Source organism: Cohnella sp. GCM10027633, from assembly GCF_042675445.1.
Classification (GTDB): domain Bacteria; phylum Bacillota; class Bacilli; order Paenibacillales; family Paenibacillaceae; genus Cohnella.
In genome coordinates, this window is sequence record NZ_JBHTGV010000025.1 from 1 (window position 1) to 16571 (window position 16571).

At 58.4% G+C, this 16571-nt stretch carries 14 protein-coding genes; 2 read left to right on the plus strand and 12 right to left on the minus strand.

Annotation, left to right across the window (positions count from 1 at the left end; translation table 11 throughout):
• Positions 1-158: 158 nt before the first annotated feature.
• The 7 genes from ACFQZG_RS27280 to liaF all read right to left on the minus strand — a co-directional run bounded on the left by ACFQZG_RS27280 (position 159) and on the right by liaF (position 7364).
• A complete protein-coding gene (locus ACFQZG_RS27280; RefSeq protein ID WP_378157884.1) occupies positions 159-1652 on the minus strand; it encodes a sensor histidine kinase in 1494 nt (497 codons plus the stop codon).
• A gap of 2 nt (positions 1653-1654) precedes the next feature.
• Complete coding sequence (locus ACFQZG_RS27285; protein ID WP_378157885.1) at positions 1655-2341, minus strand: response regulator transcription factor; 687 nt, start codon at positions 2339-2341, stop codon at positions 1655-1657.
• A gap of 74 nt (positions 2342-2415) precedes the next feature.
• Positions 2416-3912, minus strand: a complete 1497-nt coding sequence (locus ACFQZG_RS27290; protein WP_378157886.1) for a S1C family serine protease — start codon at positions 3910-3912, stop codon at positions 2416-2418.
• Positions 3913-4080: 168 nt separating this feature from the next.
• Complete coding sequence (locus ACFQZG_RS27295; RefSeq protein WP_378157887.1) at positions 4081-4494, minus strand: YugN family protein; 414 nt, start codon at positions 4492-4494, stop codon at positions 4081-4083.
• A 53-nt stretch (positions 4495-4547) separates the two neighbouring features.
• Positions 4548-5222, minus strand: coding sequence for a response regulator (locus tag ACFQZG_RS27300; protein ID WP_378157888.1), 675 nt, complete (start codon positions 5220-5222; stop codon positions 4548-4550).
• Between the two features lie 32 nt (positions 5223-5254).
• Complete coding sequence (locus ACFQZG_RS27305; RefSeq protein WP_378157889.1) at positions 5255-6280, minus strand: HAMP domain-containing sensor histidine kinase; 1026 nt, start codon at positions 6278-6280, stop codon at positions 5255-5257.
• A gap of 4 nt (positions 6281-6284) precedes the next feature.
• On the minus strand, positions 6285-7364 hold the full coding sequence (gene liaF, locus ACFQZG_RS27310; RefSeq protein ID WP_378157890.1) for a cell wall-active antibiotics response protein LiaF: 1080 nt from the start codon (positions 7362-7364) through the stop codon (positions 6285-6287).
• A gap of 259 nt (positions 7365-7623) precedes the next feature.
• Between liaF and ACFQZG_RS27315 the strand changes: the two genes are divergently transcribed.
• Positions 7624-8904: an ammonium transporter gene (locus tag ACFQZG_RS27315; protein ID WP_378157892.1), complete on the plus strand. Its 1281-nt coding sequence runs from the start codon at positions 7624-7626 to the stop codon at positions 8902-8904.
• Between the two features lie 82 nt (positions 8905-8986).
• Here ACFQZG_RS27315 and ACFQZG_RS27320 read toward each other — a convergent pair whose 3' ends face one another.
• The 5 genes from ACFQZG_RS27320 to ytxC all read right to left on the minus strand — a co-directional run bounded on the left by ACFQZG_RS27320 (position 8987) and on the right by ytxC (position 15031).
• A complete protein-coding gene (locus tag ACFQZG_RS27320) occupies positions 8987-9343 on the minus strand; it encodes a hypothetical protein (protein WP_378157894.1) in 357 nt (118 codons plus the stop codon).
• 15 nt (positions 9344-9358) lie between these two features.
• Positions 9359-10807, minus strand: coding sequence for a methyl-accepting chemotaxis protein (locus ACFQZG_RS27325; protein WP_378157896.1), 1449 nt, complete (start codon positions 10805-10807; stop codon positions 9359-9361).
• Positions 10808-11149: 342 nt separating this feature from the next.
• Complete coding sequence (locus ACFQZG_RS27330; protein WP_378157898.1) at positions 11150-11674, minus strand: RNA polymerase sigma factor; 525 nt, start codon at positions 11672-11674, stop codon at positions 11150-11152.
• Between the two features lie 165 nt (positions 11675-11839).
• On the minus strand, positions 11840-13792 hold the full coding sequence (gene thrS, locus ACFQZG_RS27335; protein WP_378157900.1) for a threonine--tRNA ligase: 1953 nt from the start codon (positions 13790-13792) through the stop codon (positions 11840-11842).
• 378 nt (positions 13793-14170) lie between these two features.
• Complete coding sequence (gene ytxC, locus ACFQZG_RS27340) at positions 14171-15031, minus strand: sporulation protein YtxC (protein WP_378157901.1); 861 nt, start codon at positions 15029-15031, stop codon at positions 14171-14173.
• A gap of 141 nt (positions 15032-15172) precedes the next feature.
• Here ytxC and ACFQZG_RS27345 point away from each other — a divergent pair, with 141 nt between their 5' ends.
• Positions 15173-16282, plus strand: a complete 1110-nt coding sequence (locus ACFQZG_RS27345; protein ID WP_378157902.1) for a GGDEF domain-containing protein — start codon at positions 15173-15175, stop codon at positions 16280-16282.
• Positions 16283-16571 lie beyond the last annotated feature (289 nt).

The following is a 16571-nucleotide window of genomic DNA, read 5'->3' on the forward strand; positions in this document are numbered from 1 at the left end:
TTGCCTCCAGCTTCCTTCAGATTCCACCTCGCGATGGACACCCTTGCTCTTGGCTAGTGGTTGGCAACTACAAGCCCCCACAGCGGACTTTCACCGCCGAGTTAATCGTCATGCGTGGCACACATAAAAAACGACCGGCTCGGGGCCGGTCGCTTCGTCTATCCATGAATTCGATCCGGCCCCTTGCCGACCGGAAGCCATAGCGTGAACGCGGAGCCTTCTCCAGGGCGGCTCTGCACGTCGATCGTCGCCTGGTGCAGCTCGGCGATCCACTTCGCGATCGAGAGGCCGAGCCCCGTTCCCGCCGTCTCGCCGCGGGACAAATCCGCTCGGTAGAACCGCTCGAAGATATGAGGGATGTCTTCCGCTTGGAGTCCGATGCCCGTATCGACGACCGTCAGTCCGACGTATTGGCCGGCTAACGTCGCGTATAGCCTGACCGTCCCTTCCGGCGTGTACTTGAAGCCGTTCTCGATGAGGATGAACAGCAATTGCAGCAAGTAGTCCCGATTCCCTCGCACCCATACGCCGTCCAGCGCATCGAGCGGGCCGGCGATCCACTCCGCCCGACGCGGCAGGAACGACGCCCTGCGAGCCGCCTCTTCCGCAAGCGGGGCCAGCGGGATGCTCTCCATGTCGACGACGTAGCCGGCGTCCGCGCGCGCGAGCGCCAGCAAGTCGTTCACGAGCCGGCTCATCCGCCTTGCCTCGTCGGCGATGTCATGAATCGATTCCAGCGTCATCTCGCGCTTGTCCGCGGCCGTCAAACGACGCTCCTGCGCAGGCGTCTCTCCATCCTCGGAAGCTTTGTCTTCCGCCCATATTTTCTCGAGCAGATCGACGTTGCCCCGGATCGTCGTGAGCGGCGTTCGCAGCTCGTGCGAAGCGTCGGAGACGAATCTGCGCTGGGCGACGTTCGACTCTTCCAAGTTCTTGTACGCCCGCTCCAGTCCGGACAGCATGCCGTTGAGCGTGTCCGTCAATCGCCCGACCTCGTCGTCCGCCTTCTCCCGCGGAATGCGGAGACCGAGCTCCGAGCCGCTCTGTATTTGCTGCGCGGCGGCCGTTACGCGGCCGATCGGCGAGAGCGCCTTGCGGGAGAGGAACATGCCCAGCAGGAACGCCGCGAGCAGCGCGGCTCCGCCGGACAACCACAGAATGCCTTTTAATTGGGAGAAGAATCTTTCTTCCTTATCCGTATTCGCGCCTACCTGCAATAATCCGCCGATATCGCGAGTGCCTTTGTACGGCAGAGGCTTCTCGTAAATATAGAACGTATATTTGCCGATCGTCTTGCTGATGAAGCGTTCTTGCGCATCCGATTGCTCCGGATACGGGAACGTAAGCTCCGAACTGCGGGTGCCGATCATGTTGCGGGATTTGCCCCGTACGATGCCGTCTTGGCGTTCGGAATAATCGATCAGTTGCATCCCGATCACGGTAGCATCGAACCCCGGGGCCGTGGAATCCAAGTTATACTCGCCGAAGAACCCGCCGGACGGCTGCACTTCCGCGGCGACCGCCTTCAGCCGTTCCCGTAATTCGGACATCGTATTATGATGAACGACGTTATAGACCGTAATGCCGAAGATAATAAAAGCGACCGCGAACAATCCGGAATACCAGAGCGTCAGCTTGAGCCGGATCGACATGGCTAGCTATCTCCCTTCAGCACGTAACCGGCGCCGCGGACCGTCTGAATGAGCCGCTTCTCCCCCTGCTCTTCGAGCTTCTGGCGAAGCATCGCGATGTAGACCTCCAGCACGTTCGATTCTCCGCTGTAATCGTAGCCCCAGATTCGCTCCATGATCTGATCGCGGGACAAGACGCGCTTCGGGTTCTGCATGAACAGATGAAGCAAGTCGAATTCCTTCGCCGTCAGCTCGACGCGACGATCACCGCGGATCGTCTCCCGTCCGTCCACGTCGAGCAGCAGGTCGTCGAACCGGAACTGCGCCGATTCCTCCGCTTTCTCCGGCCTTCTTCGCAGCAGCGCGCGAACTCTCGCCATGAGCTCTTCGAGCGCGAACGGCTTGACGAGGTAGTCGTCGGCGCCGAGATCGAGCCCTCTCACCCGGTCTTGGACTTCGTCCTTCGCGGTCAGCAGCAGCACGGGCGAAGCGATTCCCGCTTCCCGCAGCCTCCGGCACACTTCCCAGCCGTCCATCTTCGGCATCATTACGTCCAAGATGACGAGGTCCGCCTGCCGCTGGCTCAGCAGCTTCAATCCTTCTCCGCCGTCCGGTGCCGTCGATACGTCGTACCCCTCGAACGCGAGGCTTCGCCGCAGCAGCGAAGTGATTTTCTCGTCGTCATCGATTACCGCAATGTGTGGTCTCACGAATACCCGTCCTCTCCTATCGACACAAGAGCGGGACAACCGCAAGGCTATCCCGCTCTCTAAGCGCTTATCGTTTATTGCGTCTCGAACTCGTTGCGATCGCCGATCTCGACCGCAACGTCGAGCTTCTTCCCGCCGCGCAGCACCTGGAGCGTCACTTTGTCTCCGACGGTATGCTTCTGGATCGCCGCGATCATATCGTTCATCGTGCCGTATGCTTTGCCGTCCATGCCCGTAATGACGTCGTACTGTCTCAGGTCGGCTTTGTAAGCAGGCGAGTTAAACAGTACTTCGCGGACGAAGGAGCCCTTCGTCTTCTCGTCGATGCCCAGCTTGGACGCGATGTCCGTCGTAACGTCCATGAGCGTCGCGCCGATGAACGGAACCGGCTTCTGCGGAATCTTCGTGTTGCTCTTCAGATTGTCCAGCACTTCCTTGATCGTGCTCGTCGGAATCGCGAAGCCGATGCCTTGCGCTTGCGAGCTGACCGCCGTGTTGATCCCGATGACTTCGCCCTGAAGGTTAATAAGCGGACCGCCGGAGTTGCCCGGGTTGATCGAGGCGTCCGTCTGAAGCAGATGCTTGTATTCGCGCGTCCCGTTCGCGTCCGGTATGTTGATCTCGCGCTCGTTGGAGCTCAGCACGCCTACCGTCACCGTATGGTCGAAGCCGTACGGGTTGCCGATCGCCACGACCCAGTCGCCCATGTTCATACCGCTGGAATCGCCGAGCTTCAGCGTCGGGAAATCCGTTCCCTTGATCTTCAATACCGCGAGGTCGAGCTCGTAGCTCGAGCCGAGCAGCTCGGCCGTGAACGGTTGATCGTAACCGTCAACGATGACCTTAATCTCGTCCGAGTCGGCGATGACGTGTTGGTTCGTCAGGATATAGCCCGTCGAGTCGAAAATAAACCCGGAGCCCATTCCGCTCTGCTGAAGCGCCCCGTCGCCTTGGCCGCTATCCTGCCTGCCGTAGTCGTCCCCGAAAAACTGGCGGAAGAAGTCGTCTTCCCACATGCCGTTCGAACCGCTGCTGCGCGCCTTGGCGTATGTCTCGATCTGAACGACGGCAGGGGATGATTGCTCGAAAATTTTGGCGATATTGTTCGGCCGCACGACGTCCGCCGCATTGTTCACCGGATTGCTGGCCGGCTTCACGTTCGCTTCCTGAGCGGCCTTCGTACCGCCTCCGAGCAGCTCGTCGGAGAACCAGTTCCAACGGTCGGCCGAGTACATTAACGCCCCTACGGTCAGCACGCCGACCAAGAAAGCGGCGAAAGCCGAACGGAAAGACGATCTGCGCGGCTCCTTCGCCCCGAATTCGCTGCGGGGCACCCCTCCGGAGACGGTGAACGGACGGTATTCTCTCGTCGTCGTCGCCGGAACGACGATGTCGCGCGGTTGCTCTCCGCCGAACGGCTCGCTCGCGGCTTGTCTTGGCGGATTCGACCCGAACGGGCCGAACGTATAAGGCTCGGACTCTCTGCGCACGCTCGCGTACGGATCGTCCCTTCTATTCTGGTCTAGCTCTTCGGGTTGATCTTCCGGTTTCTTATTGTTGAATTCATCCATCGCGATGGCCTCCTCGCGCCGTGTCCCCGGCGCCGTACTGTTGATCTTGTTCCTATCTTAATCGCGAAACCTTAAAACTATCTTAAACGGAAATGAGAACGAAGTAAAAGCGTGGGCGAATTTACCGACGTCCGCAAAAAGCAAAAAAAGAACGGCACCTCGTGCCGTTCATGCGGGATAGATCGCTTCGACCTTGCGCAGCTTCGTCTTCGCCCGTTCGATCCATCGGCTCTCGATCGAAGCGTCCGGGTCGACCGGATCCGAGAACTGATTGAACGCCGCGCTCATGACTCCGGGCATCGCGCCTTTGTCGATCCCTTCATTATAGAGGTGCTTCAACACGTAAGGCTCTCCGAATCGAATCTTCGCGTCGATCTCCGGCGACTCGCTGTCCAGATTGCCGTTCGTCACGTCGAAAGGCAATCTTAGCCATACCTTGTTCTCGTCGTCGAGAGCGCAGTCGAACGAACCGTGATCGTAATCCCAATTGCCGCCTAACGCGAACCCATGCTCCGACAACCCGTTTTTGACGATGACGAATTCCTGTTCCTGCGACGTAAGCGAGGAGGGAAGGGATTGCATCCGGATACTACCCCCTTTGGTTTCCTCATAAGCCTATCCTGCTTCGGGCGGTTTTATCCTTCCTTGACCCAACCTTTGCGATGCGCGAATATCGCCAGCTGCGTACGGTCCTCCAGCTCGCACTTCATCAGAAGGTTGCTGACGTGGGTTTTGACCGTCTTGATGCTGATATGCAGCTCGTCGCCGATTTCCTTGTTCGATCTGCCTTCCGCGATCAAGAGCAACACCTCGCGTTCCCGCTCGGTCAAGCCTTCGGCGTCGGAGTTGGCCGAGCGCTTGCGCAGACCGCGCGTCAACGCCTGCGAGACGTCCCCGCTCATGACGGGCATGCCCCGGATCGCCCCTTGCAGCGCATAGATGAGCTCGTCGGCCGATACGGTCTTCAGCACGTAGCTGACCGCCCCCGCTTCGATCGCCTCGACCACCTTCTCGTCCTCGAGGAAGCTCGTCAGGATGACGATGCGCAGCTCCGGGAAGCGCTCGAGCAGCGCTCTCGTCGTCTCTACTCCGTCCATCTGCGGCATCATGAGATCCATGAGCACGAGCTGAGGAAGCTTGCCATCGTAACCGCCGCCCGCTAACGCTTCGACCGCGGCCACGCCGCTGCTCGCCTCTCCGATGACCTCGAAGCGCGAGTCCAGCATGAGATACGTCCGCAACCCGGTTCTTACCATTTCGTGATCGTCCACGATCAATACTTTCCACGGAGAAGCCGAAGCTTCCGTCATAGGCTCATCTCCCCAGTCGTTCTTCGCTCTTCTTATTCGGCCGCCGATTCGAAAATCGGGAACCATACGTTGACCTTCGTGCCGGAGCCGGGCTTGCTCATGATCTCCGCTTCCCCGCCCAGCTTCTGCGCGCGCTCCCGCATCGTGGACAAGCCGTAGGCGCCCGTCCTCACTTGTTCCCCCCGGAAGCCGGAACCGTCGTCTTCGATATTCAAGCGGACTTGATTGTTCGTCTCTCCCAGGAACAAGCGAACGGCTTTCGCCTCCGCATGCTTCACCACGTTGCCCATCGCTTCTTGAATAATGAGGAATAGCTGGTGCTCCATCGCTTCCGACAACTCGCTGCGCAATTGAATATCGAGCGTGCCCTGCAGCCCGTTCTGGCGGCAATAGTCCGGGAACCAGCGATCCATCGCTTCGCACAGCGTCCTGCCTTGAAGCTCCATCGGCCGCAGTTGCGCGATTAAACCGCGCATTTGGCGTTGCGCGGTAGAAGACATCGAGATCAGCTGCTCCATGACTTGGTTCGCGTGCTCGGGGCTCTTCTCGAGCAGCTTCGGCAGCGACGAGGCGGACATATGTAAGGCGAACAGCTGCTGGCTCACCGAGTCGTGCAGATCGCGCGCCAGCCTGCGCCTCTCTTCCAATACGGCCGCTTCCAGGCTCGTCGCTTCTTCCATAATATCGCGCTCGCCCAACTGTTGAAGCAGCTTCAAGCGGGATTCCAGCGATCCGAGCATCCGGTTGAAATCCCGATGCACCTCGGTGAACGCGTCATGCTCCAGCTCGGGAAGCCGAGCCCCCCAATTGCCGGCGGACACGTGCTTCATCGCGAGCTGCAGCTGATCGATCTTGCGTTGCGTCGATACCCCGAACCGGTAAGAGATGCCGACCTGCACGAGCAGCAGCACCGTCGTCCACGTCAGCCACAGTTCCGTATCGGGGGCTAAATCCGACATATAATACCAGATGAAGTACAACAGCGTCATCAGCGCCAACGTGGCGGCCCCGGCGTAGATCGGAGCCCTCCATTTGCTATACCGAATGAACGTCCTCATCGATTCACCCGACCTTCATGACGCGCACGTCGCCCATGAAGCTGCTCATGACGAGGATGACCCGTTGTTCGGCATCCGCGTAACCCGGCGATTCGACCGAGATATGGTTGAACATGCCTCCGCGCTTCTGATCGAGAACCTTGACGTCGCCGATCAGGCAGCTCGAGACGACTTGGACGCCGATTCGCGTATCGTTCGGAACGTACACCTTCACGTCGCCGATGAAGGAAGACACTTCGATTCTCGTCTCGCCTATCGGCACTTGCGCCTTCGTCAGGTCGAGCGTCGTGTCGCCGATGAAGTGCGAGATGCTCATCGGGGTCAATTCCCAATAATCGTGTCCGAGGTACACGTCCCCGATGAAGCGCGAATGCGTGCAGCGCTTTCCGTGACCGTGATGCCACTGATGCTCGTGCGAGTGCTGCCAATTACGATGCCCTTGGTGATTCGATTTCCACTCGCGTTTCGCGTCCTTCCACTCCCGTTTCGCGTCTTTCCACTGCTCTTTCCATTCCTGGGTATGATCTTTCCAATCCCGAATCGGTTCGCCCGGGCCCGCGCTCGCGTTCCAAGGGGGAGGGGGCGGCGGGTTCGCGGCTTCGGGACGGCCGAACGGCTCCCCGTCCGCCGGCGGCGCCGGAGGAGGACCCGGAGGCATCGGCGGGATCGGAGGAATCGGCGGCGTTGGAGGTTCCGGCGGCACGATCGGATTCCATTGCTCGTCATCCTCTCTTGTCCGCTTGGATCTACGTCCTCCTTTGAATATCATCGACACCCCGAACAGAATCAGCACGATCGGCCATAGCAGCTGCACCATATCGGATAGATCCCAATCGAACCATTCCAGGTTCCGGCCGAGGAACAAGAATCCGATCAAGACGACGAACGGATTCCACCAGAAGACTCCTTTTTTCTGCAGCAACATCCCTTGGACGCCGAACAGAATGACGAATACAGGCCAATATAAGGAGAAGAATTCTCCGATGCTCATCGTGATGACGCCGAGATGATTGAGCAAGAACACCGCGCCGACCGCGATGGCTACGATTCCCCATAGAAATCTATGCATGAACGACGAATCCATTAGAAACCCTCCGTATCCGAACGACTTTATCGATCTGAACACAGTATAGCGCAGCGGCTTCCTCGCGCGAAAGCGGCGCGGGGCGTAATTCGGTCTCGGTCTGCAGACTGAGAAAGAAATGTAACATATCCACAATCGAAAATGAAAAAATGTCAGATAACATCACATATTTCATTGACACTTCAAGCGCACGTCGATATAATGAGGTCGGATTTCAGGATCTCATGTTAGATTATATATGTAAGCGAGGGTACAAACGATGGATATCGCCGAATTGTCAAAAGGCTTGGACACCGTCTGGGTCATTCTCACGGCCGCGATGATCTTGCTCATGGAAGGCGGCTTCGCGCTCTTGGAGGCAGGATTCGTCAGACAGAAGAACGCGGTCAGCATCATTATGAAGGTGTTCGTCGATATCGCCTTCGGCGCCTTAGTCTTCTTCGCGTTTGGATTCGCTTTCATGTACGGCAAGGACGCCGGCGGTTGGATCGGATGGTCCGGCTTCTTCCTCGAAGGAGATCTGTCGCACCTCAGCTTCAACATCTCGATCGACACGTATTGGTTTTTCCAATGCGCGTTCGTCATCGCGGCGATATCCATCGTCTCCGGCGCCGTCGCGGAACGCATTCATTTCCGCGCCTACATTATCTATACGATCGTGATGACCGGACTCATCTACCCGATATCCGGTCACTGGGTATGGTCCGGCAACGGCTGGCTGGCCAAGCTGGGCATGATCGACTTCGCCGGCTCGGCGGCCATCCACGCGCTCGGCGGCTTCGCCGCGTTAGCGGCTGCGATCTTCATCGGCCCCCGGATCGGGAAGTTCGGACAGGACGGCAAGACGAACATCGTGCCGCCTTCCAACTTGCCGCTTGCATCCGTCGGCGCGTTCATTCTATGGTTCGGCTGGTTCGGCTTCAACTCGGGCAGCACGCTGAGCGCCACGCACGCCGGCATCGGCCATATCGCGGTCACGACGATGCTCGCTTCGGCCGCGGGCTGCGCGGCATGCATCTTGTTCACGATCGTTCGCTACCAGAAGGCCGATCCTCCGATGGTCATCAACGGCGCTCTCGCCGGCCTCGTCGGCATTACCGCCGGCTGCGCCTTCGTCTCGAACGCCGCCGCGATCGCCATCGGCGTCGTCTCGGGCGTCGCGATGGTGCTCGCCAGCGAATGGCTCGAGAAGCGCCGGGTCGACGACCCCGTCGGCGCGTTCGCCGTTCACGGCATAAGCGGCAGCATCGGCACGCTCGCCGTCGGGTTGTTCGCGATGCCGGGCACGGCGGCGAACGCCGGCTTGTTCTACGGTGGCGGATGGAAGCTGCTCGGCGTACAGGCGCTCGGACTCGTCGTCATCGCCGCTTGGGGCTTCGCGATGACGTGGGGCTCGCTCAAGCTGATTCAACTGTTCAAGCCGGTACGCGTCTCACGCGACGAAGAACTCGTCGGGCTGGACGTCGGCATTCACGGCGTTCCCGCGTACAGCCAAGAGCCGGACTTCCTCGACGTGGATAAACTTAGATCGCAACCGTAAGTTAAATATCGATTACTTAATAGAAATGGCGTCGCCAGGATTTGAACTCCTGGGCGACGCCATTATATTTATAGATCTATGATTACTCTTCAAGCAACGCCGCTTCCGCAGGCATGGAGCCGTCCAGCATCGCCTCGTACCTCGCGATTTCCAACCGCAGCGCGCGAACCTTCTCCATCGGCTTCTTCACGTAATGGATATACTCCAGCGCGCGATGATGATCGGGCTTCTTGCCCGCCAGCATGCGCCGTAGCGGCGACATCGCGCCGTAAGCCTGCTCTTCCTTCCGCAGCCGAACCTCGTAGCGCTCGACCAACTGCTCGATGTCCGCGACCTCCTGCTCCCGCTTCGCGATAAGCGCCTGCAGCAGCGAATGGACGTCGGCCGGCTTGCGAACGGCACGGGATTCCGCATGCGCGTACGCCAATGGCTCTACCACGATCCCAACCCCCTCTTAAGAAACCGTAATGTCGATCCCGACGACTCCGAACGCCGTTCCGTCGAACCGCTTAAGCGGCATCGATACCGTTAGGCACGGACGTTTCGTTATAGCCGATATATAGACTTCGGAGACGAACGCTTCGCCCGCCATCGCGCGCTTCCACCATTCGCGGCCTCGCGCGTTCAGCAACCCCGCTTCAGGCTCGGAATAGACGAAGGAGCCGTCCGCGCGGTTCGACCATATCGCCTCCATGCCGTTCGAACGCTTAAGCAAGCCGCCCAATACGAGACGATGAGTCTCCTCGTCCAAGCCCGCAAGCGTCGCGTCCGTCGTTACGACGCGCAGCAGCTCGGTCCACTTCGCCGTGTCCGCGGATACGGCGCCTTCCCACATGCGCCCGCCCGCCTGTTGCACGGCGGCGACGAGTTCGTCCGCCGACTCCTTCAGTTCTTCCGAGACGCGGCCGAGGTTGCCGATCTCCGCCCGTTGCCTATTGTTCTGAGCGAGCGTGTCGTCCACGCTCGTCATCGTTGCGCCGAGCGACTCGACGACATCTTCCAGCATCACGTTCGTCGCGGTCGTGCGGTCCGCCTGTTCGACCGCGAATTCGAGCGTGCGGTTCACGTGCTCGTCGACCTTGAGGAATTGATTGAAGATAATGTCCATCCGCTCGCGCGTCTTGCCCATCTCTTCCATGCCGAGAGACACGGACTTCTTCTCTTGATTGACGGAGCTGACGACTTGCCGGATGCCGGATTCGATATTCTGAACGATGCCGGACGAACGCTTGACAGCTTGACTGCTCTGCTCCGCCAGCTTGCGGATTTCCTGGGCGACGATCGAGAATCCGCGACCATGCTCTCCGGCGTGCGCCGCTTCGATCGCCGCGTTAAGCGCGAGCAGCGACGTCTGCGCCACGATCTCCTGGATCAGCGCGTTGATCTCGCCGATCTTGGAAGCCTGGTCGATCAACTCGTTGACGCGAGCCTCCATCGTGCCGTGGTTCGTCGATAGATCGTTCATGACTTCGTCCGTATGGGTAAGCGACCGGCATACTTCGACGACGACTTCCCGCGTCTCCTTGCTCTGCGCGCTCATCACTTCCGTTACGCTTCTGATCTCCTGGGATGCGGCCGACACTTCCTGCAGAGCGGAGAAAGCTTCCTCCAGACGGGTCATCGCCGTCTTGCTGTTCGCGCGGAGTTTGTCTTCCTGAGCCGCGGACCGGTCGGCGATCGCGCCGAGTTGCCCCATGCTCGAGTCGACTTCGGATACGGTCGCCTGCAGCCTGTCGGAGATGACGACGGCTTCCTCCACCATCCGGCGGAGCGCGGCTTGATTCTCCCGTTCGGACTCGTTGGCTTGCTGCGCGGAGCTTGCTCCGCGCTCGTACGGTGATGCCGAACCTCGTCTGATGAACCGATCGGCCCCTTTATCGAACCATCGCTGCCACTGTGACATCTCCACCACTCCCGGTACGACTCTATTGTTACTTTCCCACATAAGGGTATGTAACTTTTTCTAACATTATATAATGGATTTTAACAAAAAGAAAGAGGATTCCATTAGGAATCCTCTTCGTATCATGGACAATCTAAGTATTAACCTAACATGAACATTACACTCAGACGACCGATTTAACGGTTTTGCTGATTCGCGTTTCTTTGCGCGTTTTTGTTGGACACGTTATTAACCGCGTTGTCGGCGGCAAACTCCGTATCCTGGCTAGCTTGCTTTTGTTTGTTCTTCTTAGCCACGATGTCACTCACCTCCACAGCATAGCATGGACAGCGAGCTTCGCGATTATGTATGATTCCGTTCGTCTTCCTTGCCCTGCGCCTGCAGTCTCGCCTTGCTGCGATGAATTTGCGCCTTGACCGTCCCCACGGGCAATTGCAGCGCCGCCGCGATCTCCGCGTCCTTCAAGCCGTAGTAGAACTTATACAGCAGCATCGTTCTGGCCTTCGGATCCAGCCGGCCGAGCAAGTCGGACAGCTCCGTCAACAGCTCCGGCCCGGAAGCGGAAGAGTAGGCGTCGTAAGCCTGATCGTAAATATCGCCGGGAACTTCGTGCCGCTTCGCCCGGTTGGCGTTGGAGGCCAGGTTCGCGGCGATCGCCTTCGCCCATGGAATGATCTTGTCTTGCTCCCGAAGCGTCGATCTCTTCTCTAGAATACGCACCCATGCTTCTTGAACCACATCGTTCGCGTCGCTCTTGCGCCATAGCTTGTGGCGAACGACGCGAAGCATCTGGGCGTACAACTCTCCCAGCAGCTCATCTTCTGACCGGAATGCGCCAGAGTAATCGGGTTCTCGGAGGAAGCTCATCGATACTGTCACTCCTAAACAGACGCAGAGTAATGTTAATTCCCATTCTATCACAGACGCGATTAAAAGAGAATATTTACCATTTAATAGGAAAATAACGACAAGATCGCTCCGCCGAGTCGCGCGAAGAAAAGCCTGCCACGTAATCGCGACAGGCTTTCTCCATTAATCTACGCGCTTCGAGGCGATCTCGCCGGCGATTCGCGCAACGAATTCCGACACCGGCTGCGCGCCGAGATCCCCTTCGCCGCGGCGGCGCACGGAAACCGTTCCGTTCGCCGCTTCGTTCTCGCCGATGACGAGCATGTACGGGATTTTCTCGAGCTGCGCTTCCCGAATCTTGTAGCCGAGCTTCTCGTTGCGCAAGTCCATGTCGACGCGAACGCCCGCGAGTTGAAGCTTCTCGGCCACTTCGCGCACGTAAGCTTCGTACGCCGGGTTAACCGGAATGAGCTTCGCTTGCACCGGAGACAGCCAGAGCGGCAGCGCTCCCGCGAAGTTCTCGAGCAAGAACGCGGTCATGCGCTCCATCGTGCTGATAATGCCGCGGTGAATAACGACCGGGCGGTGCTTCTTGCCGTCGTCGCCCACGTATTCGAGCTGGAACCGCTCCGGCAGCAGCACGTCGAGCTGCGCGGTGGACAGCGTCTCTTCCTTGCCTAGCGCGGTCTTGATTTGCACGTCGAGCTTAGGGCCGTAGAATGCCGCTTCGCCTTCCGCTTCGAAGAACGGCAAGCCGAGCTCCTCCACGACTTCGCGGAGCATGCGCTGCGAGGTTTCCCACATCTCGTCGTCCGGCCAGTACTTCTCCGTGTCCTTCGGATCGCGATAGGACAAGCGGAAGCGGTACTCCTTAATGCCGAAGTCCTCGTACACTTGCTGGATCAGCGTAACGACGCGCTTGAATTCTTCCTTGATCTGATCGACGCGGCAGAAGATGTGCGCGTCGTTCAGCGTCATCGCACGCACGCGGTGAAGGCCGGTCAATGCGCCTGACATCTCGTACCGGTGCATCGTGCCGAGCTCGGCCACGCGGACGGGCAGGTCGCGGTAGCTGCGCATCTCGCTCTTGTACACCATCATATGGTGCGGGCAGTTCATCGGGCGAAGCACCAATTCCTCGTTGTCGAGCTCCATCGGCGGGAACATGTCTTCCTTGTAGTGCTCCCAGTGTCCGGAAATCTTGTACAGCTCGACGTTGGCGAGAACCGGCGTGTACACGTGCGTATAGCCGAGCTTCTCTTCGAGATCGACGATATAGCGCTCCAGCGTCTGGCGGACCTTCGCGCCGTACGGCAGCCAGAGCGGAAGCCCTTGGCCGACTTCGCGGGAGAACGTGAACATCTTGAGCTCTCGGCCGAGCTTGCGATGGTCCCGCTTCTTCGCTTCCTCGAGGAAGTGCAGATGCTCGTCGAGCTGCGCCTTCTTGGCGAACGCCGTCGCGTAGATACGCTGCAGCATCTTGTTCTTGCTGTCGCCTCTCCAGTAGGCTCCCGCGACGCTAAGCAGCTTGAACGACTTGATCTTGCCGGTCGACGGCACGTGAGGGCCGCGGCACAGGTCGAAGAACTCGCCCTGGTCGTAGATCGTGATCGCGACGCCTTCCGGCAGATCGCGAATGAGCTCCAGCTTGAGCGGATCTTGGATTTCTCCGAAAATCCGCAGCGCTTCCTCGCGGCTCACTTCGCGGCGAACGATCGGAAGGTCTTCCTTCACGATCTTCTCCATCTCTTTCTCGATCTTCTCCAGATCCTCGGGAGTGACGGATTGCTCCATGTCGATATCGTAATAGAAGCCGTCCTCGATGACGGGACCGATGCCCAACTTCACTTGATTCCCGCCGTAAATCCGCTTGATCGCTTGCGCCATCAAGTGAGCCGCGCTATGGCGCATGACTTCTAGTCCGTCGGCGTTATCGACCGTCAAGATTTCGAGCGATACGTCTTCCGTGATCGGAGTGCTCAGATCGACGACTTTGCCGTTGATCTTGCCCGCGATCGCGTTCTTCTTCAGACCGGAGCTGATCGAACCGGCTACGTCTTCCACCGTTACGCCGTTGTCGAAGGAACGGACCGCGCCGTCCGGAAATTTCACTTGCACTTGTACTTGAACCGACATGCTTGACGCCTCCTCGATGAATCGGACCAACAAAAAAACACCTCGTCCCGAAAGGGACGGGTGCTTCGTTCGCGGCCCGTGGTTCCACCCTCCTTCAATCGGCGATAAAGCCCGATTCTCAGGCATGAATAACGGTCATGACCCGGCATGGAATAGTATCGCGTTCTCCCGCGAGGGAGTCCGAGTTCCTCCATGCAGCTCGAAAGGGGTCGATGCGCGCCGGTACCGGAAGGAACTTGCAGCCAAGGTTCCTCTCTCTGGGCCGTCCGTAACGGGCATCGGTGTCTTTCTCATTGCTGTTCGATGTGGATTGAATACGCAAATTATACGCCCCGGCAGGGGCTGCAGTCAAGCGGGCGAATACTGGCTCGCTCGGCGTCAGGGCAGGTCGGGACATAACGCGGCCCGATTGCCGAATATTCCGATAATCGTACGAATGACTTGCGATTCCGGCTCCGAAGTATGGATGAACAGCTGGCGCGGAGATACCGCGAGCAATCGGCTGACGACCCTGCTCTCCTCCTCCAGCTCCTCCTTCGGTTCGTAATCGGCGGACGGAGATTCCAGCGGACGCATCTGTTCGTCGAGCAGCTTGAACGCGTTCCCTCCGCCGTGAAGCACGTGAACCGCGGACGTTCGGATTTCCTGCCACTCGGCCATCGTTCGCAAGAGCGACATGAATTCCTGGTACTGCCTCTCCATCAACCGTTCTTCGATGGCCGTGTCCGCGGCTTCGAGAACCTCGGCGCGATATTCGTTCAGACGGAACCGGAGGAAGCCTTGCAAGTTCAAGCTGCGGTTCAAGGCCAGATATGCGGAATACCTCGTCGTCAGCTTGCCGATTCTCCGCTCCCTGCCCCGTCCCGCCCACGAACCTTCGATGTCGGGCTCTCCGTCGAGCATCGACACCGCTTCCGCGATCAGCGAATCGATCTCGACCGTATCCTTCAATCCGTAACGCGCTTGGAAGATGCCGCGCAAGAGCGACGGCTCATGCTCCGACAACGTATACTCGGCGAGTATACGCCCGACCTTATCGCATACTCGGTGTTTATCCGAACCGTCCGAACCCAACGGAAATTGGCAATGGATGCTGCCGTCGTCCATAGACAGCTCCCACTCGACGCAATCGATAACAGGCCCCGGCTCGCTCGCGAGCGTCCGGTTCAGCATGCCCGCGAGCCGTTCCAGGGAAGGCTGATCTTGCCGGCATCCCGCGATGTGACCGACTTTTTTCATCCCCTGCCCCCTCCTCCGACGATAGACGGCTTCGCCGTCATCGGCTTGTTACTAATCTATATGGTAGCCCAAAAAGGGATATACGATGGGACGCAAGCTGTGGTATATTTTATGAAGTTTGAATTAGAAAGGAAGCACCAAATGTCATTTCCTTCGCTGGAATTCAACCAGAAGCGGTGGAATCGTCTTCTCCTTCACGGTTATTGGATGATCTTCTGCTTATCGGTCGTCATCGAGCTCCTCTTCCTCATCATTACCAAAATGCCCAAAGACGATTTCGCGCAGCTTCATATCGTCAGACCGACCATTCTGTTCGCGCTCGTCGGACTGCTCGCCGAAGGCGGCGTACGCTGGCTCCCCAAACATCACGATTACGTGCTCATCTCCGCCTGCGCCATCTTCACGATCGCCATTACGAGAATTCACGCCTCTTTGGACTATCTCCTGTTCTTCCTGTTCTTTCCCGTCATGATCAGCATCTTCTACTTCCAGATCAAGAAACTGCTCTACGCGGTCTCGAATACCGCCATCGCGCTGTTCCTCCTATGCGTCTACGACGGGCAATTCCAACGGACGTTATCCGTCGTCGACATCATTACGCTGTCGTGCATCCTGATTATCTTCTGTTGCATCGCCTTCGGCGTGCTGGCAAGAGGACGGGAAGTGCTCATGCACCTTCGCTCCAGCTATGAATCCAATCAAGAACTGCTCGTCCGCACGATCCTGATGGACAAGCTCGCGAAGACGGACGCGCTGACGGATGCTTACAACCACATGGCTTACCACGAATTCATGGACAACTACGTCATACAGGCCGACAACGGACGGCTTCAACTGCAGCTTGCCATTATCGACATCGACAACTTCAAGAAGATTAACGATACTTACGGGCATAAAGCCGGGGATGCCGTGCTGAAGAAGGTCGCGGAGCTCATACGGTCGAACGTGGGGAGCAACGATATCGTCGCCCGTTACGGCGGGGAGGAATTCGCCCTGATCTTCGCGGAGCGAAGCTTCCAAGAAGCGTACGATACGGTCGAGCATATCCGCGCGTCCGTCGAATCCGAGCTGCACGAAGCGATCGGATGGCAAGCGGTGACGATCAGCATCGGTCTGAACGCTTACGCGACGGGCATGGACAAGGAAGCGCTGTTCGTGGGCGCCGACAACGCGCTGTACGAGGCGAAGCGTTCGGGCAAGAACCGCACCGCCATCGCGCCGGCTGGGATTACCTCGGTTTCGACGGTATGAATGACCAAAGAGGCTGTCCATAGGACAGCCTCTTCTTTAATCGCCCGCTAGCGGCACCACGTGCCGTTAAATCGCCGCTCTCCTGCCCCTTTGACCCGCTAGCGGCACCACGTGCCGCTAAACCGCCGCTACCCTGCATTTTCGCCCCGTTAGCGGCACCACTGGACCTCTGTCAAGAAAGTGGACACTCGCTAACGCATTTCAGCTAATGTTTTTGTAGTACATCTCCTCGAATCGATCAGGAGATACGTAACCCAAAGAACCATGAATTCTCTTGCGATTGTAAAAG